The organism is Solwaraspora sp. WMMD792, assembly GCF_029626105.1.
In the GTDB taxonomy this organism is placed as follows: Bacteria; Actinomycetota; Actinomycetes; order Mycobacteriales; family Micromonosporaceae; genus Micromonospora_E.
Genome location: NZ_JARUBH010000009.1, coordinates 1,848,861 through 1,869,688 on the forward strand (window position 1 = coordinate 1,848,861; position 20,828 = coordinate 1,869,688).

29 protein-coding genes, 1 tRNA gene and 1 pseudogene are annotated in these 20,828 nt (G+C 71.5%); 21 read left to right on the top strand and 10 right to left on the bottom strand.

Going from position 1 to position 20,828, the window contains the following annotated elements; translation table 11 throughout:
- Positions 1-56: 56 nt before the first annotated feature.
- The 6 genes from O7629_RS10015 (at position 57) to O7629_RS10040 (ending at position 4,905) form a co-directional block, all read left to right on the top strand.
- On the top strand, positions 57-959 hold the full coding sequence (locus O7629_RS10015) for a ScpA family protein (RefSeq protein WP_278174479.1): 903 nt from the start codon (positions 57-59) through the stop codon (positions 957-959).
- Positions 956-1,834: an SMC-Scp complex subunit ScpB gene (gene scpB, locus O7629_RS10020; RefSeq protein WP_278168815.1), complete on the top strand. Its 879-nt coding sequence runs from the start codon at positions 956-958 to the stop codon at positions 1,832-1,834. Before O7629_RS10015 ends, scpB begins: the two co-directional genes overlap by 4 nt.
- Positions 1,821-2,561, top strand: a complete 741-nt coding sequence (locus O7629_RS10025) for a pseudouridine synthase (RefSeq protein ID WP_278168816.1) — start codon at positions 1,821-1,823, stop codon at positions 2,559-2,561. The genes scpB and O7629_RS10025 overlap by 14 nt, the downstream gene beginning before the upstream one ends.
- 99 nt (positions 2,562-2,660) lie before the next feature.
- Entirely contained in the window at positions 2,661-3,341 is a 681-nt protein-coding gene (gene cmk, locus O7629_RS10030; RefSeq protein WP_278168817.1) for a (d)CMP kinase, read from the top strand.
- Entirely contained in the window at positions 3,338-4,723 is a 1,386-nt protein-coding gene (gene der / locus O7629_RS10035) for a ribosome biogenesis GTPase Der (RefSeq protein ID WP_123601320.1), read from the top strand. Before cmk ends, der begins: the two co-directional genes overlap by 4 nt.
- A gap of 108 nt (positions 4,724-4,831) precedes the next feature.
- Positions 4,832-4,905 (top strand) — tRNA-Pro (locus O7629_RS10040).
- A gap of 65 nt (positions 4,906-4,970) precedes the next feature.
- Here O7629_RS10040 and O7629_RS10045 read toward each other — a convergent pair.
- Entirely contained in the window at positions 4,971-6,179 is a 1,209-nt protein-coding gene (locus O7629_RS10045; RefSeq protein WP_278168818.1) for a tyrosine-type recombinase/integrase, read from the bottom strand.
- Complete coding sequence (locus tag O7629_RS10050; RefSeq protein WP_278168819.1) at positions 6,172-6,807, bottom strand: helix-turn-helix transcriptional regulator; 636 nt, start codon at positions 6,805-6,807, stop codon at positions 6,172-6,174. The genes O7629_RS10045 and O7629_RS10050 overlap by 8 nt, the downstream gene beginning before the upstream one ends.
- Before the next feature lie 101 nt (positions 6,808-6,908).
- On the opposite strand from O7629_RS10050, the gene O7629_RS10055 reads away from it, so the two are divergent.
- The 13 genes from O7629_RS10055 (at position 6,909) to O7629_RS10115 (ending at position 14,316) form a co-directional block, all read left to right on the top strand.
- The gene (locus O7629_RS10055) at positions 6,909-7,103 is read left to right on the top strand and encodes a helix-turn-helix domain-containing protein (RefSeq protein WP_278168820.1); all 195 of its coding nucleotides are present in this window, start codon (positions 6,909-6,911) and stop codon (positions 7,101-7,103) included.
- Positions 7,100-7,324, top strand: coding sequence for an AlpA family phage regulatory protein (locus O7629_RS10060; protein ID WP_278168821.1), 225 nt, complete (start codon positions 7,100-7,102; stop codon positions 7,322-7,324). The genes O7629_RS10055 and O7629_RS10060 overlap by 4 nt, the downstream gene beginning before the upstream one ends.
- Before the next feature lie 76 nt (positions 7,325-7,400).
- The gene (locus tag O7629_RS10065) at positions 7,401-7,643 is read left to right on the top strand and encodes a hypothetical protein (RefSeq protein WP_278168822.1); all 243 of its coding nucleotides are present in this window, start codon (positions 7,401-7,403) and stop codon (positions 7,641-7,643) included.
- Positions 7,640-7,963: a hypothetical protein gene (locus O7629_RS10070; RefSeq protein WP_278168823.1), complete on the top strand. Its 324-nt coding sequence runs from the start codon at positions 7,640-7,642 to the stop codon at positions 7,961-7,963. Before O7629_RS10065 ends, O7629_RS10070 begins: the two co-directional genes overlap by 4 nt.
- Positions 7,964-7,974: 11 nt before the next feature.
- Positions 7,975-9,762 (top strand): YfjI family protein, encoded by a 1,788-nt coding sequence (locus O7629_RS10075; protein ID WP_278168824.1) that lies wholly within the window; start codon positions 7,975-7,977, stop codon positions 9,760-9,762.
- A 7-nt stretch (positions 9,763-9,769) separates the two neighbouring features.
- Positions 9,770-10,177 (top strand): hypothetical protein, encoded by a 408-nt coding sequence (locus O7629_RS10080; protein ID WP_278168825.1) that lies wholly within the window; start codon positions 9,770-9,772, stop codon positions 10,175-10,177.
- Positions 10,174-10,503, top strand: coding sequence for a hypothetical protein (locus O7629_RS10085; protein WP_278168826.1), 330 nt, complete (start codon positions 10,174-10,176; stop codon positions 10,501-10,503). The genes O7629_RS10080 and O7629_RS10085 overlap by 4 nt, the downstream gene beginning before the upstream one ends.
- Positions 10,500-10,697, top strand: a complete 198-nt coding sequence (locus tag O7629_RS10090; RefSeq protein WP_278168827.1) for a hypothetical protein — start codon at positions 10,500-10,502, stop codon at positions 10,695-10,697. The genes O7629_RS10085 and O7629_RS10090 overlap by 4 nt, the downstream gene beginning before the upstream one ends.
- Positions 10,694-11,053: a hypothetical protein gene (locus tag O7629_RS10095; RefSeq protein WP_278168828.1), complete on the top strand. Its 360-nt coding sequence runs from the start codon at positions 10,694-10,696 to the stop codon at positions 11,051-11,053. The genes O7629_RS10090 and O7629_RS10095 overlap by 4 nt, the downstream gene beginning before the upstream one ends.
- Before the next feature lie 381 nt (positions 11,054-11,434).
- Entirely contained in the window at positions 11,435-11,821 is a 387-nt protein-coding gene (locus O7629_RS10100) for a hypothetical protein (protein ID WP_278168829.1), read from the top strand.
- Positions 11,821-12,129: a hypothetical protein gene (locus tag O7629_RS10105; protein ID WP_278168830.1), complete on the top strand. Its 309-nt coding sequence runs from the start codon at positions 11,821-11,823 to the stop codon at positions 12,127-12,129. The genes O7629_RS10100 and O7629_RS10105 overlap by 1 nt, the downstream gene beginning before the upstream one ends.
- Positions 12,126-12,338, top strand: coding sequence for a hypothetical protein (locus O7629_RS10110; RefSeq protein ID WP_278168831.1), 213 nt, complete (start codon positions 12,126-12,128; stop codon positions 12,336-12,338). The genes O7629_RS10105 and O7629_RS10110 overlap by 4 nt, the downstream gene beginning before the upstream one ends.
- The gene (locus O7629_RS10115; RefSeq protein ID WP_278168832.1) at positions 12,325-14,316 is read left to right on the top strand and encodes a hypothetical protein; all 1,992 of its coding nucleotides are present in this window, start codon (positions 12,325-12,327) and stop codon (positions 14,314-14,316) included. The genes O7629_RS10110 and O7629_RS10115 overlap by 14 nt, the downstream gene beginning before the upstream one ends.
- A gap of 59 nt (positions 14,317-14,375) precedes the next feature.
- On the opposite strand, the gene O7629_RS10120 is transcribed toward O7629_RS10115, so the two are convergent.
- The 8 genes from O7629_RS10120 to O7629_RS10155 form a co-directional block, all read right to left on the bottom strand.
- Positions 14,376-14,579 (bottom strand): hypothetical protein, encoded by a 204-nt coding sequence (locus O7629_RS10120; protein ID WP_278168833.1) that lies wholly within the window; start codon positions 14,577-14,579, stop codon positions 14,376-14,378.
- Positions 14,580-14,745: 166 nt separating this feature from the next.
- Positions 14,746-16,635 carry a conjugal transfer protein TraB gene (locus O7629_RS10125; RefSeq protein ID WP_278168834.1) on the bottom strand — a complete coding sequence of 630 codons (1,890 nt, stop codon included), beginning with the start codon at positions 16,633-16,635 and terminating at the stop codon, positions 14,746-14,748.
- Between the two features lie 16 nt (positions 16,636-16,651).
- Positions 16,652-17,020: a hypothetical protein gene (locus O7629_RS10130; RefSeq protein ID WP_278168835.1), complete on the bottom strand. Its 369-nt coding sequence runs from the start codon at positions 17,018-17,020 to the stop codon at positions 16,652-16,654.
- 62 nt (positions 17,021-17,082) lie between these two features.
- Entirely contained in the window at positions 17,083-17,262 is a 180-nt protein-coding gene (locus O7629_RS10135) for a hypothetical protein (RefSeq protein ID WP_278168836.1), read from the bottom strand.
- Entirely contained in the window at positions 17,262-17,465 is a 204-nt protein-coding gene (locus O7629_RS10140) for a hypothetical protein (protein ID WP_278168837.1), read from the bottom strand. Before O7629_RS10140 ends, O7629_RS10135 begins: the two co-directional genes overlap by 1 nt.
- Before the next feature lie 93 nt (positions 17,466-17,558).
- The gene (locus O7629_RS10145) at positions 17,559-18,398 is read right to left on the bottom strand and encodes a DUF2637 domain-containing protein (protein WP_278168838.1); all 840 of its coding nucleotides are present in this window, start codon (positions 18,396-18,398) and stop codon (positions 17,559-17,561) included.
- Positions 18,395-18,580: a hypothetical protein gene (locus tag O7629_RS10150; protein WP_278168839.1), complete on the bottom strand. Its 186-nt coding sequence runs from the start codon at positions 18,578-18,580 to the stop codon at positions 18,395-18,397. Before O7629_RS10150 ends, O7629_RS10145 begins: the two co-directional genes overlap by 4 nt.
- 79 nt (positions 18,581-18,659) lie before the next feature.
- Positions 18,660-19,340 (bottom strand): hypothetical protein, encoded by a 681-nt coding sequence (locus O7629_RS10155; protein WP_278168840.1) that lies wholly within the window; start codon positions 19,338-19,340, stop codon positions 18,660-18,662.
- Between the two features lie 177 nt (positions 19,341-19,517).
- Between O7629_RS10155 and O7629_RS10160 the strand changes: the two genes are divergently transcribed.
- Positions 19,518-19,775 carry a hypothetical protein gene (locus O7629_RS10160; RefSeq protein WP_278168841.1) on the top strand — a complete coding sequence of 86 codons (258 nt, stop codon included), beginning with the start codon at positions 19,518-19,520 and terminating at the stop codon, positions 19,773-19,775.
- A 727-nt stretch (positions 19,776-20,502) separates the two neighbouring features.
- A pseudogene (locus O7629_RS10165) lies at positions 20,503-20,700 on the top strand (IS3 family transposase); the annotation flags it as partial.
- Positions 20,701-20,828: the final 128 nt, after the last annotated feature.

Here is a 20,828-nt window from a genome sequence, read left to right on the forward strand (position 1 = left end):
AGGTGGACTACGGTCGACGGGTGAGCGCTCCGACGGTCGACGCGACAGCTGGGCAGGTGGCCGAGACGGCACCCGGCTCCGGCGACGCCGCCGGGGTGGCCCTGCCCGGCGAGAGCACCGGATTCACCGTCCGGCTGGACAACTTCACCGGCCCGTTCGACCTCTTGCTGCAGCTCATCGGTAAACACAAGCTGGACGTGACCGAGGTGGCGTTGCACCAGGTCACCGACGAGTTCATCGCCTACATCCGGGCGATGGGCGACGACTGGGACCTGGACGAGGCCAGTGAGTTCCTGGTCGTCGCGGCGACCCTGCTCGACCTCAAGGCCGCCCGGCTGCTGCCGGCAGCCCAGGTCGAGGACGAAGAGGATCTGGCTCTGCTGGAGGCCCGGGACCTGCTGTTCGCCCGGCTGTTGCAGTACAAGGCGTTCAAGGAGGCTGCGGCGCACATCGCCGAGCTGGAGACCGCTGGGGCCCGCCGCTATCCCCGCTCGGTCACCATGGAGGAGCGGTACGCGCAGGCGCTGCCTGAGCTGGTGCTCGGTATCGGTCCGGAGCGGCTCGCGAAGCTCGCGATCAGGGCGATGACGCCTCGCGTCGCACCGGTCGTCTCCATCGACCACGTGCACCAGATCCGGGTGAGCGTGCGGGAGCACGCCACTCTGTTGCGTGACCGGCTGCGCCGGATGGGCACCGCGACGTTCCAGACGCTGTGCCTGGACTGCGAGTCCACCCTGGAGGTCGTCGCACGCTTCCTCGCGCTGCTGGAACTCTACCGGGAGGGTCTGGTCGGCTTCAGCCAGGAGCAGGCCCTGGGGGATCTGACCGTACGCTGGACCGGGGGCGCCGACGGCGGCGGGGAGCTCACCATCGACGAGTACGCCGGCCACCCGGAGGAACGGGACGCCGCCGCGGCACCGCCCGCCCAGCCGGACACCGTCCAAGAGGAGACCTCGTGAGCGCCGACGAGCAGCCCGACTCGCTCGCCGAGCAGGCGGCCGCCTGGGTGCCACCGTGGGCGCGGGCCCCCGTACCAGCGGAGCGTGCCTCCGCGCCCGAACCGGAGCTGCCGCCGGCCCCCGAGCCTGAACTGGTCCCGGCGGCGGAGCTGGCCCCCGAGCCCGAACCGGTGTCGGCTCCCGAGCCCGAACCGGTCCTGGCTCCCGAGCCCGAACCGGTCCTGGCTCCCGAGCCCGAACCGGTGTCGGTCGCTGAGCCGGCACCAGCTACTGAGCCGACCCCGGTGGTTGAGCCGTCGCCGGGCCGGCCGGAGGCGCTGGCGTTGCTCGACGACGGCGAGCTGCGCGCCGCGCTCGAAGCAATCATGCTCGTGATCGACGAACCCGTCGCTGAGGTGGTCCTGGCCCAGGTACTGGAGCAGCCCACCGACCGGATCGCCGCGGTCCTCGCCGACCTTTCCGCCGGCTACACGGCGGCCGGTCACGGCTTCGACCTGCGCCGGGTAGCCGGCGGCTGGCGGCTCTACACCCGTCCGGAGTACGCACCGTACGTGGAGCGGTTCGTGCTCGACGGGCAGTCGGCACGGCTGACCCAGGCCGCGCTGGAGACGCTCGCCGTGGTCGCCTACAAGCAGCCGGTGACGCGTGGTCGGGTCTCCGCGATCCGGGGTGTCAACTGCGACGGGGTGATCCGTACCCTGTTGTCCCGTGGCCTGATCGAGGAGTGCGGCAGCGAGCCGGAGTCCGGCGCCTACCTCTACCGCACCTCGACGCTGTTCCTGGAGAAACTGGGGTTGGACAGCGTCGAGGAGCTACCCTCGCTCGCGCCGTTCCTGCCCGACGACGTGGAAGAGATTGCCGATGCCCAGCGATGATGACAGCGGTGTCCAGCGTCTGCAGAAGGTGCTCGCCACCGCCGGGGTCGGCTCGCGGCGGGCCTGCGAGGATCTGATCTTCCGACGCCGGGTGACGGTCGACGGACGCATCGCTCAACTCGGTGACAAGGTCGACCCGCGTACGGCGGTCATCCACGTCGACGGCGAACGGGTCGTCGCCGACCACCGGCTCGCCTATCTGGCGATGAACAAGCCCCGCGGCGTCGTTTCTACCATGGCAGACGAAAAGGGGCGTACCGCGCTGTCGGACCTGCTCGACCGGGTCGACCAGCGGGTCTACCACGTCGGCCGGCTGGACGCGGACAGTGAGGGACTGTTGCTGCTGACCAACGACGGCACGCTGGCGCATCGCCTGATGCATCCGTCGTACGGGGTGCCGAAGACGTACCTGTGCGAGATCGCCGGCCCGGTGCCCCGGGCGGTCGGCCGCCGGCTGCTCGCCGGTGTCGATCTCGAGGACGGGCCGGCCAAAGTGGACAAATACTCCCTGCTGGACACGCTGGGTCGCACCGCGCAGGTCGAGGTGGTGCTGCACGAGGGGCGCAACCACATCGTGCGTAGGCTGTTCGACGAGGTGGGGCACCCGGTCTCGCGACTGGTGCGGACCGCCATCGGGCCGATCCGGCTTGGTGACCTGCGGCCGGGGCGGACCCGGCGGCTGAACAACGCGGAGGTCGCCGCCCTCTTCGCGGCCGTCAGTGACTAACCAGGCATGATGGACCCGGAAAGCGGGCACTCGGCAGGTGCCCTCGTGGATGCTCCCGGGACTGCCGGGGCCGGTGGTACGGAAGAGAGGAAACCGACGGTGGCTGAGCAGGTACGGACCGGGCACTTCGTGGTGGCGGTGGATGGTCCGTCCGGATCCGGCAAATCCACCGTTTCCCGGCGACTGGCCACCGCGACGGGCGCCCGCTATCTGGACACCGGGGCGATGTACCGGGCGATCACCTGGGCGGTGCTCCGGTCTGGCGTCGATCCGCACGACACGCCCGGGGTCGTCAAGGTCGCGTCGGACGTCACCTTGACCGTCGGCACCGATCCGGCGGCACCGCACATCAGTGCGGATGGCGTCGCGGTGGACGTCGAGATCCGCAGCCAGGAGGTCACCTCCGCAGTGTCCGCAGTGGCAGCCGTGCCGGCGGTACGCGAACGGCTGGTCGCCGAGCAGCGCGCGTTGATCGACCAGCCGGCCCCGATCGTCGTCGAGGGCCGTGACATCGGCTCCGTCGTCGCACCCGACGCCGACCTCAAGGTCTACCTCACCGCTTCGGCCGAGGCCAGGGCGATGCGGCGCAGCGCCGAGACCGCCGCCGACGTGGCGGCGACGGCGGCGGCGCTGGCCCGCCGCGACCGGCTCGACTCGACCCGGGCCGCCGACCCGTTGCAGCAGTCCGCCGACGCGGTCGAGCTGGACACCACCGGGATGGGCATCGACGAGGTCGTCGACCGGCTCCGTGAGCTGCTCGTAGCCCGGACGACCCGGTGAGCGCCGAGGCGGTCCCGGACGAGCGGACCGGGCCGGCTGCCCCGGTCCCGGTGGTCGCCGTCGTCGGGCGTCCCAACGTCGGCAAGTCCACACTGGTCAACCGGATCATCGGCCGCCGGCAGGCGGTGGTGGAGGACACCCCGGGCGTGACCCGGGACCGGGTGCCGTACGACGCCAACTGGTCCGGCCGGCAGTTCGTTGTCGTCGACACCGGCGGCTGGGAGCCGGACGCCCGCGACCGGGCCGCCGCCATCGCCGCCCAGGCCGAAGCTGCGGTGGCTACTGCCGACGTCGTCCTGTTCGTCGTCGATGCGACGGTCGGCTCGACCGATGTCGACGAGGCTGCGGTCAAGATGCTGCGACGCAGCGCCAAGCCGGTCCTGCTGGTCGCCAACAAGGCCGACAACATGTCCGTCGAGTTGGAGTCGGCCGCTCTGTGGTCGCTCGGCCTGGGGGAGCCGTACCCGGTCTCCGCGCTGCACGGTCGCGGGTCCGGCGACCTGCTCGACGCGGTCCTCGACGCGTTACCCGATCCGCCGCCGATCACCGAGCCGGGCGGGCCGCGTGGCCCCCGCCGGGTCGCTCTGGTCGGCCGGCCGAACGTGGGTAAGTCCAGCCTGCTCAACCGGCTCGCCCGGGAGGAGCGGGCGGTCGTCGACTCCGTCGCGGGCACCACCGTCGACCCGGTGGACAGCATCGTCGAGATCGGCGGTGAACCGTGGCAGTTCGTCGACACCGCCGGGCTGCGCAAACGCGCCAACCGGGCCAGCGGCACCGAGTACTACGCCAGCCTGCGCACCGCCGGAGCGATCGAAGCGGCCGAGGTGGCGGTCGTCCTGCTCGACGCCAGCGAAGTGCTGAGTGAGCAGGACCAGCGGGTGCTGTCGATGGTCGTCGAGGCCGGCCGGGCGCTGGTGATCGCGTTCAACAAGTGGGACCTGGTCGACGCCGACCGGCGGTACTACCTGGAGAAGGAGATCGAGCGGGATCTCCGACGCATCCCGTGGGCGATCCGGGTGAACATCTCGGCCCGGACCGGCCGGTCGGTGGAGCGGCTCGCCCCGGCGCTGCGGACCGCGCTGGCCAGCTGGGAGACCCGGATCCCGACCGGCCAGCTCAATCAGTGGATCACCGCCCTGGTGCAGGCCACCCCGCACCCGGTACGCGGCGGCCGCGCACCGCGCATCCTCTTCGCCACCCAGGCCGGCGTGGCGCCGCCCCGGTTCGTGCTGTTCACCACCGGCCCGCTCGACGCCGGCTACCAGCGGTTCGTCGAGCGCAAGCTCCGAGAGGAGTTCGGCTTCGAGGGCACCCCGATTGAGGTCACGGTGCGCCCGCGCAAGCAGGTGGGTCCCGGCGGGCGGGGCAAGGCCCACGGCTGAGGCCCGTTGCCGGTATGGCTGTCGTGGCCCTCGGGTGGGGGCCACGGCGTCTTGGCCGACCGGTGCGCTACGCTGTACCGGCTGCCGCCGGCGCTCTGCCGGCGAGAGCGGGACGTGGCGCAGCTTGGTAGCGCACTTGACTGGGGGTCAAGGGGTCGTCGGTTCGAATCCGGCCGTCCCGACAAGGAAACAGCAGGTCAGAGCCTTGATCCGCTCCGGCGGGTTGAGGCTTTTTCATGCCCACGTCTCACACTCCCTCACGTACGGCCGTACTGTTGCCCGCGAACAGGCCAGCGTCGAGCACCTTCGCAGCCTGCTGCAGATGCGTCAGGTCCGGGTGGACGTAGACCCGCTTCGCCAGGGTGCCGCCGTCCGCGTGACCGGCCCACGCCGCGAGCACCACGTCAGTCACGCCCTGGGTGGCGAGGTACGTCAGGCAGGCGTGCCGGGCGTCGTACAGGCGGACCTTCCGCACCCCCGCCCGGGCCATCAGCTCGTACACCCGGCGGCGTAGCCAGTCCGGCCGCTGCGGTTCGCCGATCTCGTCGACCAGGACGTAGCCGGTGCGCTGGTACGCCTCACCGGCGCGCAGCTTCTCCGACGCCTGCCGGGTCTTGAAGGCCTTCAACGCGGTGGTCACCGCCGCGGGCATCGGCAGACCACGCCGACCAGCCGCACTCTTGGCGGTCTTCTCGACCACCCGCCCGTCGACCAGGGTCCGCGTGTTGTCCCCGGCCGCGAGCGTGCCCGCGTCGAAGTCGACATCAGACCAGCGCAGCCCGCACACCTCGGCAGGCCGCAACCCCATCAGCGACAACAGGCACACCGCGTACAGCCGCTCATCGGCGATCCCGGCCAGGAACGTCTTTACCTCTGCCTCGGTCCACGGCGTGCGGTCCGCCTTGGCCGCCAGGGCTGCCTTGGCCGCCGCCCGGGGGATGGTCACGAACTGGGCGACGTTGCGCACCACCAGCTGCCGGCGTACCGCCACGTTCAACGCGGTACGCAGCCGGCCGAGCGTGAGCCGCGCCGACCGGGCCGACAGGCCGCTGCCGGGCTTGCCGCCCCGACGGCGGCCCTCGGTCAGCATCCAGTCCACCAGGCGCTCAATGTCGCCTTCGGCCAGCGACTGCAGCAGCCGGCCGCCGAGCTGGGCGCGCACCGGCAGCAGGGCGTGCCGGTAGTTCGCCGCGGTCGCTTCCTCGACGTCGCGGGTCGCGCTGGTCAGCCACTCGTCTAGGAACTGGTCGACGGTCATCTTCGACGGGCGGACGTACGTTCCCCGGTCGGTCTCGTGCCGGATTCGGGCGTACTCGGTCTTGGCTTCCTTCTTCCCGTCGAAGGTGTGCGTGACCTGCTTGCGCTTGCCGGTCTCCGGGTCGCGGCCGACGTCGACAACGAACCGGTACCGCACGGTCCCGTCTTTCAGCTCAATCCGCTTGATCGGGTCAGGCATCGGTACCCCCGCGCTCGTCGTCGCCGAGCAGATCATCGATCTCTGCGACCAGCCGGGCCAGGGCGCGACGAAGTGGGGCCGCCGACCAGTTGTCGACCTCGGCCTTCTCCTGCTCGCTGTAACGGCCGTCTTTGGCGACCTCGTCGCGGTTCTCGAGCACCACTGCGATCCGCTGCGCAACGGCTTCGACGGCTTGCATCGCTGTGTGGTCGGCGTTCCTGCGCCGATGAGGTGGTCGTACCAGCCGGGCGTATTCGCCCTGCACGTCTCGGAACGGCCTCTCCCCTTCGCCGAGCGCCGTCGCTGCAGCCAGCAACACCTGCTCACCTTGCGCCCAAGCCCACGCCTGGAACGCCTTCGGCTGCACCTTGGGTGTGAGGGCGATGGCCTCCTGATCGTCGTCGCCCGGCAGCAGTAGCCGGTTCGGGTTCACCTTCAGCGCCAAGGCCAGCGCCACCAGATCGTCAACGTCGACGCTCCGGCTCTGGTTCTCGATCTTGCTCACACCGGATGGCGCGATCTTGTGCCCGAGGTCGTCCAGCGCGCCGGATAGAGACCTGACTGTGTATCTCCGCTCCTCGCGGATGTCGGCGATGTTCCGGGCTACGAGACTCTTCGGCGTTTCCACTCCGGAAACGCTAGGCGCTTACTTGACAACACGCAAGCACCCGCGAAGACTCGCAACGTCTAGATCGGAAACGGCAACATCTGTTCCCGGAGGCGAAACCGATGGAGCAAGAACGGCGCGCGATGGCCAGCTCCGCTGAGCTGGCCGCGTACCTGAACGTCTCGCGGCGCACCGTCGAGACTTGGGCAGTGCGGGGCACCGGGCCGCGCTACGCCCGGATTGGTCGGCACCGCCGCTACCGCTGGGCGGACGTCGACGAGTGGCTGACGCAGCGCACTTCGGTCGGTGCGGCGTGAAGCCGACCGGGCCGACCCTCGACGAGATCCGGCGCTGGCCGGCAACCGTCAGCGTCGAGCTGGCGGCGGCGGCGTTCGGGATCTCCCGCGCGCACGCCTACGAGTCGATCAAGGCCAGCACGTTCCCGGCCCGGTCGCTGAAGGTCGGCCGGCGGACCGTCGTGCTGACGGCCTCGATCCTCGCTGCGCTCGACCCGCCCGCACTGCGTGAGACGGCGTGAGACGCCGACCTATCGCCGCAGCTCACAGCGCCGGAAACGGCGCGTACTTGACCGTCTATCAACGGCAGGAACAACCATGACGCACAAAGAAAGCCGCCCCGCGGCGAACGGGGCGGCCAGGGCGACACAGGCAGGCGGCCGGTCGACGCTGCTCACGGTAGCACCGGGCACCGACTGGTCAACCGCGTACGCGGCATCGCTGGCGTGGGTGCGCACCGTCGGCCGGGCGCGCTGGCCCTGGCTGGCCTGCAACGACGAGCTGTGGGCGGCGTCGATCGCTGACTGGCTGCTCGGCGGACGGGCGGTGGTGCGGCGATGAACGCCGGGACTGTGCTGCGGGCCGCCGAAGCGCTCGGCGAGCGGGAGACGTTCACCCGCGAGCAGGTGGCGCACCTGCTCGCCCTGGCCTACCAGTCCGGCCGGGCCGACCGGCACGCCGCCGAGGTGGCCGAGCTGCGTGCCAGCTGGACCGAGCGGCCGGTACCCCGGCCCACCCGCGAGCAGCGGATCCGGGCCGAGGTCGACGCCATGGCGGCGTACGCCGCAGCCCAGGAAACGACGTGGCGCGGCCAGTACCCGGGCGGACCGGTCGACTACGAGACAGGCCGGATCACCCGGCCGGCGGGGGCGGCGGCATGACCATGACCGAGGTGGACCTCGTGTTAGAGCGCGGGTTCGTCGACCCCGCTGCCGAGTTGGACGGCCCCGAACCGTGGGACGACCCGCTACCGCTCGGCTGGCGCGTCGACACCCCAGCGTTCCCCGCCACGGCGCTACCGCCCGTCGTCGGCCGGTACGTGGCTGCGCTGGCCGAGGCCACGCAGACACCGCCGGACCTGCCCGGCACGGTGGCGCTCGGCGTGCTCGCCGCGTGCATCGGCGGCCGGGTCGACGTCCAGTGCCCGACCTGGGTCGAGCCGACGAACCTGTTCACCGTTCCGGTACTACCGCCGGCCTCTCGGAAGTCGGCGGTGGTCGCGGCCTGCCGTGAGCCGCTGGTGGACGCCGAGCGGCAACTCCGCGATGGGCTCGGCGACCTGGTCCACGACACACAGACGGCATGGGAGGTGCTGCACCGGCGGGCCGAGGCAGCCAAGGGCAACGCCGCGAAGACCGGCGACCCCGGCGACCTCATCGACGCGCAGGAAGCCGTACGTGAGGCCGAGGAAGCACGCGCGGCCATCGTGGTCTGGCCCCGGCTCACGGCCGGAGACGCGACCCCGGAAGCCCTGGTGACGCTGCTCGCCGAGCAGCGCGGCCGGATCGCCGCGATATCCGCCGAGGCCGGTGTGTTCGCCAGCCTCACCGGCCGGTACTCCAAGACGCCCAACCTCGACCCGGTGCTGATGGCGCACGCCGGAGACACCATCACCGTTGACCGGCGGTCCCGGGCGCCCGAACAGGTCGACCACCCGGCGCTCACCATCGTGGCGTCGATCCAGCCCTACGCCCTGCGGGAAATGGTCGCCCGGCCCGACTTCGCCGGGCGGGGGCTGCTGGCCCGGGTGCTGTGGTCGCTGCCGGCCGACACCACCGGGTACCGGAAGGTCCGCGACGTCCAGCCGGTGCCGGACGCGGTCACGGCGGCGTACCGCACGCTCGTTGTTGATCTGGCGACGTGGGCCGGCGGTCAGAAGCAGCCGACCACGCTCAAGCTCGACGACCAGGCGACCGAGGTGCTGCTCGGGTACGCCGAACACGTCGAGAAGCTGCTCCGGCCGACCGGTGTGCTCGGCGAGAACCGGCTCACCCGCGAATGGGGCGGCAAGCTGGTCGGCGCCGTCGCCCGGATCGCCGGATGCCTCCACGCCGGCCAGGGCGTCACCGTGCTGGACGAACCAATCAGCGCCGACACCATGCGGGCGGCGGTCCGGCTCGGCGAGTACTACCGGACGCACGCCATGGTGGCCTTCTCTCCGGATGACCAGCGGACCGAGGAAGCGCGCACCCTGCTGGCCAGCCTCACCGAACGCGGCAAGACGCACGTCACCATCCGGGACCTGTGCCGCACCGGCCCGAAGGCCATGCGCAAGTCCGAAGTACTGGACCGGGTCCTGACGTACCTCGCCACCCTCGGGTGGGTGCGCAAGGCCGCCGGTGGTGGCTACGAGGTCCACCCGGACGCCGGTGCGTGGCTCAACCGGGGCGACAGGGGCGACACGGGCGACACGGCGGAAGGAACCGCAGGTCAGGGCACCTACGAACCACCCGCACCCCCTGTCGCCCCCCGGGGCGACACCGGGCGACACGAGGCGACACCCGCTGACCTGTCGCCCCCTGTCGCCCCACCGGGCGACACCCCTGGCGACACCTCTACACCCGCCGTGACCAGGGCAAACGCGGAAGCTGTCGCCCCTGTCGCCCCTGTCGCCCCTACTGACGATCTGCCAGACGACTGGCCCGACCAGATCGGCGAACCGCCGACCGAGTGGGAGTGAGGAACAGATGATCAACGCAGGAATGACCCCGGCTCAGCCGGGACTGGTCGCCCGGTACGGCCGCAAGGTCGACGGGAAGGTCTGGCCCACGCTGCTCCCGGTGCTGGCCTTCGACCGCGACGGCAACCCGATGGTCTTCGACCCCGAGCGCCGGCGGCTGGAACTCGCCGACCGGGTCACCTCGCAGGGCAAGTTCCACGAGGTGACGCCGGACCTGATCGGGCGGCGGGTGTCGATCATTCCGGCCGACGGCTGGTGTTGGGCACGTGGCCAGGACACCGGGCCGCTGGTCGGGTGGGCGCTCATGTCGACCGGCGCCGTGAAGCCGATGGTCGTCGACCCCGAGACGAACGCCGTGGTGGACGCCTCACAGATGGGCGTCACCAGCATCTACCACCGGGCCAGCGCCTGGTGACCAGCCCTGACGCCCTGGGCGACGAGGTGAACCGGCGCACCGCCGAACAGGTGGCCGCCAGCGTGGCCCGCCGGACCCGGCAGCGGGCCGTCAGGGCTGCGCTGGCCGCCCGGCGGGCCGTCGGGCTGCAGCGACGCCACGCGAGGAAGGAGAAAGCCATGGCGACCGACAGCAAGCCGTGCGGCTGCGGGGACGGGCTGCTGTGCCCGCAGCACATCCTGTTGCTGCCGGCCGGACGTCGACGGGCACCGAGGCGCGACCGGTGCCGGGCCGGACTGCACTCGCCCAACTGCCCGCCCACCTGCCCCGAGAGGAACAAGCGATGACCACCACGACGACCGACGACGAATGGTGCCAGCGGCTGGCCGCCGTGCTCGCCAGCAAGACAGCCGGACGGCGCGCCGAAGGCGAGATGACCGCCGACCAGATCGCGGCCACCACGGCGGGCCGACCCGGACGCGACGGCCGGGCCGCACGCCGCTGGCAGGCAGGCCGGCAGCGCAAGGCAGGCCGGCGATGATCGACGCCGAACCGCTGCTGCAGCGGATGGCCTGCCCCGACTGCCACAGCACCGTGACGGCCGGACCCGGCGGGGTGGTCGTCCAGCACCAGGACGGCTGTCCCGCCCACGCGTCGCTGCGCAGGGCCGGAGGCGACGACGACGGGGTGGACGAGCAGTCGGCGGTACGGATGCTGCTCGCCACCCTCGACGGCGACCACCAGGCGCTCGCCGAGGTGGTCGACACCGCCGGGCGGTGGCGGCTGGCCCTCGGGCTGTGCTCGCTGGCGCTCGAGCTGGGGATGCTGCACACCGACGACGACCCGGTGGCGCTGCGGGCGCTGCTGGTGCGGCGTGACCAGGGAGAACAGGCGTGAGGCGTCGAAGGATGCCGATTTATTGGGAAGGCTCGCCGCACCCCATTACCCGCAGGGATGGAAAAGCTCGGCGTGACGCCGGACATCCCGTGACGGTCGTGACGGCCGGTTTCTTCTGTGGGGGTGGGGCCACGGCACCCAGGGGGATGACGATATCTCCCTCCGCGAGATCTCCACGAACCAATCCGGGCGTTACGCGAGGTGTTTCCGCAGGTCAGAGCGGGTGTCACGTGTGACGCCAGTGCAACAGAGGGGGACGGGGGGGGAGCGTTACGTCTCCCCCCATCTCTCACGCACAGACGCGCACCCCCTGCGGGTAATGGGGTGGCGCTTGTCCCCAAAAGAAATGGTATGTCCGATTCACACACGCGGGAGGTACCCATGGCACACGTGTTCGAACGGTCGGTGCATCGGCTCAGCGACTGGCCGGCGTCGGCGTGGCGGACGGTGGCGTTCACGCCTGCCCCGCCGGGCTGGCGGGTGGTGTGGCTGCCGGCCGGTGAGCGCCGGTCGGTGACGGCGGTCGCCGGGTGGGCGGTTCAGGAGCTGGACGGCCGTACGCGGGTGGTGCCGATGTCCGGCGGCATCGCGGACAACGAGCTGCGGGAGGTCGACGTCGATCCGGCGTCGTCGGCGGGCTGGCTGATCCTGGCGCCGGACATGCCGGACCCGGATCCGGCGATGGAGCTTGCCGAGCGGCAGCACCGGTACCGCCGGGGCGACCTGCAGGCGAGGATGATCAGTGAGGCGAGAGAGGCGGCGGCGTGATGGAGTACGGAAGCCCGTTCCCGAAGCGGTGGGGCGACCCGCCGGACGACGACCGGCAGCGGGAGCTGTGGGTCCGCAAGCACGTCGGCGATGAGGTGGCGTACCGGCAGGGTTTCCGGTCGGTCACGGGGCCGTCCGGCCCGGCGGTCGTCCCGTCGACGACGCCGGAGCAGGCGCGTGCCCGGCTGGCCGAGGTGGGCCGCCGCAGCGTCGACCAGGCGCTGACCCTGCTCGCTGCCCGCCGGACCCCGCCGGGCCGGCTGGACGGCCGTGAGGCGCTGGGTCTGCTGCTGCGGAGGCCGCGATGAACGTGCGGCTGTTGGTCGACGTGCAAGGGCTGCGTAACGGCGTCCCGTGGCCTGCCCGGGGCGCGGTGGTGGATCTGCCGGACGCGGAGGCAGCCGACATGGTCCGGTCCGGCATGGCGGTGGTGGTCGACGTCGACCAGGCGGCGGCGGCCGGGGTGTGTCCGAACTGCGGTCACCAGCTGCCGGAGGTGCGCGATGGGCGTGCGTGAGCTGCTGCTGAGGGTCAAGGGCAAGGACGACGGGGCGTCCCGCACCCTGAAGGGCGTCGGCAAGGCGGCCGAGGCCGCCGAGGACGACATCGACGGCATGAACCGAGGGCTCGCGGCTCTCGACAACAAGATTGCCGACACCACCAAGACGCTGACTGACCTGCGCGCGGAGATCGCCCGGACCGGCGACCTCGACCTAATCAAGGACGTCACCAAGCAGGAAGCCAGGCTCAAGGCGCTCGGTCGGCAGCGCAAGTCCCTGATCGGCGCGATCGTGCCGGAGCCTGACGAGGTCGCGCAGGGGTTCGGCGGGGCGATCACCCAGGGCATCCAGCGGTTGAAGGGCATCCTGCCGGGCAGCAGTGTGCTCGGTAGTGCGGCTGGTCCGCTGCAGGCGGCGATAGCGGCGCCGCTGGCGGCCGGTGTCGGGGCGTCGGTGGCCGGTGCGGTCGTGGGCGGCGCTGCCGGCGTCGGTGTGCTCGGCGGGCTGGCGATCGCTTCCCGGGACCGGCGGGTGCAGGCGGCGGGCAAGGCGCTCGGCGAGACGGTCATGAGCCAGCTGGAGCGCAGCGCTACGGCGTTCGTGCCGGCGACGCTGGACGCGATCGGCATCATCCGCGAGGACCTGTCGCTGATCGACCGGGACCTGGATAGGGCTTTCGGGTCGGCGGCGGGCTACGTCAGGCCGCTGACGGAGGGGATCGGCGGTCTTGCCCGCAACGCGGTCCCGGGCCTGACTCGGGCGATCGAGCGGGCCGGTCCGGTGATCCGGGAGATCAGCCAGGGCCTGCCGAGGTTGGGTCAGGCGGTGGGCGACCTGTTCGACACGGCTGCCGACAACGCCGACGTGGGTGCCTCATCCGTCCGGGGCCTGATCATGGCCACCGAGGATCTGATCCGTGGCACCGCGACGGCGATCGACTGGACGTCCGACCTGTACCGCACGTTCGTCGACACCGGGCTAGCGGCCGCTGAGCTGGGCGAGACCCTGGGCGGCTGGGTGCCGCTGAGCGGCGAGCAGCTGAAGAAGAACGCCGACCGGATGCGCGAGCTGAAGGCCGCGATGGAGGAAGGCGGCGAGGAAGGGGCGTCGGCGCTGCTGACGCTGGCCGACGGCTTCCAACGCATCGACGACGAAGCCGGGGCGGCCGGTCAGGAGGTCGAGACGTTCTACGCCCGGCTGGCCCGGGTGACCGGTGAGAATCTCGACGCCCGCGACGCCCTACGCGGGTTGGAACAGGCGTTCGATGACGCGGCGGCGTCGACCCGCGAGCACGGCAAGACCCTCGACGTCGGCACCGAGAAGGGCCGGGCGAACCAGCAGGCGTTGGACGCGATCGCCCGGCAGGCGCTGGTGGCCCGGGATGCCCTGATCGCCACCGAGGGCACGCAGGGTCAGGTCAACCAGGTGATGGCCGATGCCCGGGAGCGGTTCATCGCCACCGCCCGGTCGATGGGCATGTCTGCCGGTGAGGCCGATCGGCTGGCCCGGCAGCTGGGGTTGATCCCGAACCGGGTGAGTACGAAGGTGGACGCCGACACGGCACCGGCGTTGCGGAATCTGGCGAACTACCGGCGTGAGCTTGCCCGGATCCCGAACAGCAAGACCACCTACGCCCGGCTCGTGTACGAGTCGACGACGGCCCGGGGCGGGGTGCGGGAGTTCTCTTCCGGCGGTCCGGTGACGGGCGGCATCCCCGGCAGGGACTCGGTGCTGGGCTTGCTCACGCCCAAAGAGGTGGTGCTGAACACGAGCGACGTCGCGGCCTTGGGCGGCGTGGACCGGGTGGAGCGTTGGCGCCGGTCGCTGACGGCCCCGGGTGCTGCTGCTGCCGTGCCGTCGGGCGCGTTCGGCCGAGGCGGCTCAGCGCGCACGATCGCCGTCACCGTCCAGGCCGGCTACATCGCCACCCCGCTGCAGCTACGAACAGAGATCGTCTCCGTGCTGGACACCCTGCAACGACAGGGGAGGATCTGACCCGCAGACGACAGCGACCCCCGACCAGCACGGTCGGGGGTCGCTCTGCTCGGGGTGGCTTACAGCGCCCACCACAGCAGCGCGGCACCGCCACCGACGACCAGGCCGACGAGCAGCAGCCAGCCGGCGGCGCGGCCGGTCAGCCGGGCAGCCTCACCCATCCAGGCGCTGGCCCACCAGATCGCCCACGACGCCCGCTCCCACCGGCGGGCGCCCTCCCACACAGCAAGGCCGCCGACCAACAGGCCGACGGCAAACCCCACAACATGATCCCTGTTCACGCATCACTCTCTGTCGTCGTCAGGGGCGTGCGCACCGTGCGCACTTCCGCCGTGCACATCCCGTGCACACGCCCCCCTGTAAGGGACTCCCGGGCTGGTGTGCGCACCGTGCGCACCGTGCGCACACCAGCCCTACGGCTACGCTCGGTTACGCCGGTTCGGGGACTCGGATGCGCCACACACCCCGGTCGGTCTTCACCAACAGCTGGTCCGGACCCGGTTCGCTGAGCCGGTCGAGTTCCTTCCGCAGCCAGCTCGACCCCTTGCCGGTGGCGCTGATGACGTCGGTCAGGTCCGCCGGCCGGATGCGCTCCATTCCGGCGTCGGCGGCGTCGGCGAGGTACTGCCGCAGGAAGTCTCGGGCTTCCTGCGTGCCCATCGGCGGTTCCCGCAGCGCCCCGAACGCGATCCGGGGCAGGCCGGCCGGGACGGTGATCGGCTGCGACGGGTCGACGTCGTCCGGCGGGGCGTCGGCGTCGTACGCCTGGTTGCGCTCTGCCGGCTGCTCGTCGGCCTGGTCGTCGTCGTGCACGGGCTTCTCCTCACGGGCAGGGGCGGGGGTGCCGCCGGGCAGGAACGGGGCGACGGCGGCGGTACGGGCGTCCTCACCGGCGAAGTAGGCCCGGCACGGCATCGACCAGCGCTCCGGCTCGACGTCGGGAATCTCGGCGTACAGGTAGCCGGGCCGGGTGTTGCCCCACGACCAGGGCGCGGCCCCGGCGTCGATGGTGGCCTCGGACAACGCTGCTTCGGCGTCCTCGGGGCGCTTCACGCCGAAGCAGAACACCGCGCCGATGTTGGCCCGGGCGCTGGTCGGGAACCGGTCGAAGGTGGCCCGCTGCAGGCCCAACACGAGGCTGATCCCCGCCGAGCGGGCCGACTCGGTCAGGTCGACGATGACGGAGTCCATCGCCCCGGCCGCCTCGTCGATGATCGTGACCCGGTACGGCGGGCACCGGTCACAGCCGGCCGTCCACTGCTTGTGCCCGTGGCCGCCGATCTGCCCGGCCCGCCGGGCGATGTCACCCACCATGTCGGCCATCAGGTCAGTGACCTCCGTCGGGGTGCTGGCCAGCCGGGCCGCTCCGGTGCGCACCCACTCCGGCAGCTGAGCGCCCTTACGCGGGTCGGCCATGTGCAACTCGGCGTCCCGCCGTGACAGCGTCTCCGCGGCCAGCATGAGCAGGAACTCGGTCTTCCCGGCGCCGGACGTGCCGACGACCAGCACGTGAGTGGACACCCGTTCGGCGTCGTGGTCGCCGGGCAGGTGCAGCAGCAGCGGGTCACCGTCCTCGGTGATGCCCAGGTCGATCGGGTCGGCCATGCTCCCGCCGGGGGCGGTGAGACCCGGCCACGGCTTGATGGTGCGCAGCTGGTCGACCGGCACGGCGGTGATCCGCCCCCGCTTCACACTGTCCGGGTTGGGCACCACGCGGACCGCGTTCGGGCCGACGTCGAGCACGCTGGCGATGGTGTCCCGCTCGTTGGCCAGTTCCTTCATGGTCCCGCCGTCGGCCAGCTCGACATCGACGCTGGCCCGCGCCCCGTCGACGCGAGGCCGGGAGATCCGGGCGTCCTTCAGGCTCTTGACCGCGTCGAACAGGCCACCGCCGGCCGGCTCGACGTCCTCGCCCCGGGCGGCGGCCAGCAGCCGCAGCGACGCCATCGCCACCGAGGCGGTGACCCCGCCGAGCAGCCACATGTCCAGCCAGGGCCGTTCCCACGGGCCGGCCAGCATCGAGCCGAGCGCCCAGAACGACGCCCCGCCGGTGACCAGCGTGGTCGTCCAGCGGCGGACGATGCCGCGGGCGGCGGCGGCCCGCCAGACCAGCCCGGTCAGCGCGGCACCGGCAACGGTGATGCCGGCGGCCGGCCAACCGGGCTGGTCCGACCAGAGCAGGTGCCCGCCAGCGGACCCGGCCCACAGGCCGACCGCGCTGACCGGGGTGACCAGGTACGGCCACAGCGGCACCTTCACCGTGTGCGTCCCGGCGTAGGTGGCGTCGATGCGCGCGTTGCGCGGAAGTCGGGTCTTCATGACAGGCACCTCCTGGTCATGCCTTGAAACGGAACTCGGGTCGGGGCTTGGCCGAGAAGCCGGCGGCGTCCAGCTCCGGCGCGTACGCGGCAAGGAAGCTGTTCGACGCGGTGATCACGTACTGGCTGGCGATCACCAGCGCCTCACCGGCCTTCTGCACGGGCTGTGCCACCTTCCGGGCCCTGGCCCTGGCCGACATGCCACCCATCGGGTTGAGCGACGCGCGCCGCAACCGGGCCTCGAGTTCGCTGGCGCAGATGCCCAACTCCAACGCCCCGGCGTGCAGGACGCCCCGGGTGATCTCGCACCACTCGATGAGGGCGTGGGAGTCGGTGAGCGCGTCGGGCGCCGCGAACAGGGTCCGACGCTGCTGCTGTTCGGTCATGCTGGTGTCTCCTCTGTTGGGGATGGCGGGCCGGCACCCGGCACGGTGCCGGCCCGCGCTGGTCAGCGGCGGCGGGTTTCCGCGCGCCGCAGGTGGTACATGGCGTTGGGCCACGCGATGCGCTCCCGCCAGTAGCGGACAGCGCCCCGCCGGCCGTGGTAGCGAGCCGCGTTGGCGAACGCCGGCATCGGCAGCGCGACAGCCCGCCACGCCAGGAACATCAGGTAGTCGACGACGGTCATCACTGCTCGTCCTCGAAGCGCTGCCAGCCGAGGACGACCGCGCCGTGCGCTCCCGCGTCGGCCAGGATCCGCTGCACCACGTAGATGTCCTTCATGCTGCGGATCGGGTGGTGAAGGTGTACCTCGGTGCTGCCGGTCTGCTCGCCGTTGCTGAACGAGACGAAGTACCGGATCGGCTTGGGCGCTGGCGTGGGAGTGGTCATCGGATGGCTCCTTCGGTCGGTGGCGGGTGGTGCTGGACGGCGCTCTGCCGGTCCCACCGGCGGCCCGCACTGGTCGGGCCGCCGTAGGCACCGTCAGGCGTCGACCAGGGCAGCGCCGTTGACCCGCGTTTCCGCAGGTGCCGGCCCAGATGCTGCCGGCAGATACCGGCGCGCGGTGCGCTCGGACACGCGGGCACGGGCGGCGATCTGCTCGGGCGTTCCCGCCGGCAGAGCACGGGCGGCGCGCTCGACCTTCTGAGCGGCCGTCAGCGACTTCGGCCGTGCCCGGCGTACCGCCTTCTGCCGGCGCTGCGGTGCCGGATCTGCCGGCACATCGGCTACCGGGGTGGCGTGCTCCCGCGGGTCCGGCACGTCGGCCCGGTCGTCGCTGACGGGCTGCTCGTCGACCACTGGTGCCGGGTCGGTGATCGGCTTGCCGGAGCGCACCAGCACCTCAATGGCGAGCAGGAAGCTGACGGCCGGCACGGCGGCGACCAGCCGGGCCGTGGTGGTCGGCTCGGCGCTGGCGATGTTCGCGGCGATCGTGGCCAGCACGCCGAACACCAGGGCGACCCGCGCGGACCAGCGCGGCGACCGCCGGTGTCGCTTGTCGTCGAGCATCGCCATCGTCCCGACCAGGATCAGGCCGTCAACGGCCAGCGGCAGCAGCACGGCCACGCTGCCGTGCTCACCGGCGGACCGGGCCACGTCGGCGATGTGCCGCCATGAGGCGTAGCCGGCGACCAGGGCGACGACGACGGCGGCGCCCCGTGACGCCAGGGTGGTAGCGGGCAGCGACGGCCGGCGGATCATCCGCCACGCCACCGCGCCGATGGTGACGCCGACCAGGCCGGCGAGCAGAGCGGCCAGCAGCGGCCACACCGTGGCGGCGTCCAGCTGGCCGAGCGACCAGAAGTGCGTGTTCGTGGTCATCGGGCGTCCGCCTTCCACAGGTCGAGCAGGGTGGCGGCGACGGCCACGACGGCGGCGACGGCACCGAAGCCGATGACCGCCCCGACCAGGCCGGCCGGGGCGTCGACGACCACGGCCATGCCGCCGGCCAGGAAGGTGCCGGCGGTGACCAGGCCGGCCACTTCGGCGATGTGCTGGAACACTGGGGTTACTCCTGTTCGGGAGGGTGGGGGTCCGGTCGTGCGTTGGACCGGGCGGCCGGACCCCCGGCTGTTGGTTGGGTCAGAGGCCGGCGAGCGCCGGAGCGGTACGCCGCGCGGTCGCGGCGAGGGCGATCAGGGCGCGGCCGAGCGCTTCCGCCTGGTCGGGCGTGAGAGCGGCGGTCGCGTCGGTGGAGGTCACGCCACGCTGGTCGACGCCACCGGCGGCGAGGTACACCGTGGCCGGCTCCAAGCCGCCGGCCGGGTCGTCGTCGACCTGCGCGTACGTCCAGACCTCGGTGTGCTCGCCGAGGTGGTCGCCGTGGGCGGCGGTGACCCGGTGCTCGTTGCCGCTGCCGAGGTGGCTGCGGTCACCGCGCTGGTTGTTGAGCAGGTGCGCCACGGTGCACCACGGCACCTCGCACGGCTCCGGGTCGACGGTCAGGTCGACGGTGGCCGGCGCGGCCAGCTCGACGCCCGGCCGGTCGGGGGCGGTCAGGAACTGGATCGTCGGGCCGGTGGCGTCCATGCCGTCACCGCAGCGCTTCACGTCGCCCATCGGGCCGGGCTGCGGAACCAGGTACGGGGTGAAGCCGGCGGCGGCCAGGGCGTCACGGGTGGGCTCGACGTGGTCGGCGCACACGTACACCGAGGCGTCGAGCGATCCGTGGGCGATGCCGTCGGCGGCGGTGTACGCCTCGATGCGGCGCACGGCCGGCCGGCCGCATCCGGGGATGGCGGGGAGGGTTGGTACGTTCTGCACGGGTCGCCTCCTGGGGCGATCAAGGGCCTCGGTTGGTGTGTCAGCACCGCCGGGGCCCGTCCATTTGGAACGGCCTTGCTACGCCAAACGCTACGCACCACTTGGCAAGATCACAAGAGGTATTCGGCCGAACGGCCAGACTGGTTTGGCCGTACGGGATGTGAGACCATGCCACCCATGACCGACCGTTTGGAAGCCGCCGCCAAGGCGCACCGGGAAGCGCTCGACCAGGAAGCCGCCGCGAAAGCAGCGCTCGACCAGGCGCGGCAAGCCAGGGCTGCCGCCGGTGACCGGGTTGCGGCGGCCCGGGGTCCGCTCGCCGAGGCGATCGTGGAAGCCGCCAGGGCAGGCGTGCGTCAGGCTGAGATCGTGCGCATCACCGGCTACAACCGGGAGCGCGTCCGACAGATATGCCGGGCCGCTGGCGTCGAGTAGCCGTCTCACAGCCGTATCACAGACCGCCCGGACGGACCGGACTGGACGGACGGCGAACCGGTCGAATCGGACGCTAGACCGGACTCTGCGGACCGTACGGACGGCGTAGACAGCGGTTAGTCCGCTGGGGGTCAAGGGGTCGTCGGTTCGAATCCGGCCGTCCCGACAGCGAGAGGGTTTCCGCAGGTCAGCGACTTGTGGAAGCCCTCGGCTCGTTTCTCTGCATCGATGGGCTGGCGTGTGGGGCGGTGCTGGAACCCTTAACTCGGGTGGTTTAGCGAGCCGGTCTTGGTTGCCTTCGCTGAAAATCGCCTGGTGGGCGGACCGCATCGGCGGCGTCGTGATCGTCATTGGACCTCTTAACGACGGACTAATTCCGGGCAAAACGGATGCGAGTCCGTTCCGGTTGCGATGGGGTGCTTGGCGCGGCAACCAGCATCATCGAGGTCCATCACGAAGGTTCCGGCTGTCCTGCGCCACTCGCGGGGTGGCCGCGTAGTGGTAGCACTCCGGATCCGAGAGCTGGGTTGCTCGATCCCCATCAGCACGTATACCCGTATCCCGGTCAGCGTGACCGTCGCGATGAAGTCATACGCCAGCCGCCCTCCGTCTGCGAGGTGGTCCACGCCGGTCGCGGCGAGGTTGGCCAGGCCGCGTTCTGAGGATTGGCCAGACGCCTTCGGTCGGGTTGAGAGAGAGATCGGTATGAGACAGAGCCGGGCCGCCCGGGATCGGCTTGCATACCCCGGCCGAGGTCCACCAGGGCCGCCATCACCGCGTTCGCGCTGGCCGCGAGAACACCCTCGCCACCGCGCGGGCCGCGCATCCGGAACGGTTCGGCACGACCCGGCTCCTACCCAAGATCCTCGACCTGCCCGAACAGGTCTGGATCAACAAACCCGAGCCACAACGACAAGCCGCTTAACTCCCGTTGGCCTCAATCCCTTGACACGTTCCGCACCCGGCAGTTAGCACTGTGAGGTATGCCACACGGCGGCCGTGGCCGTTGTCGATAGTATTGGCCTGCCGGTATGTCAACGAAGTTGATCAATG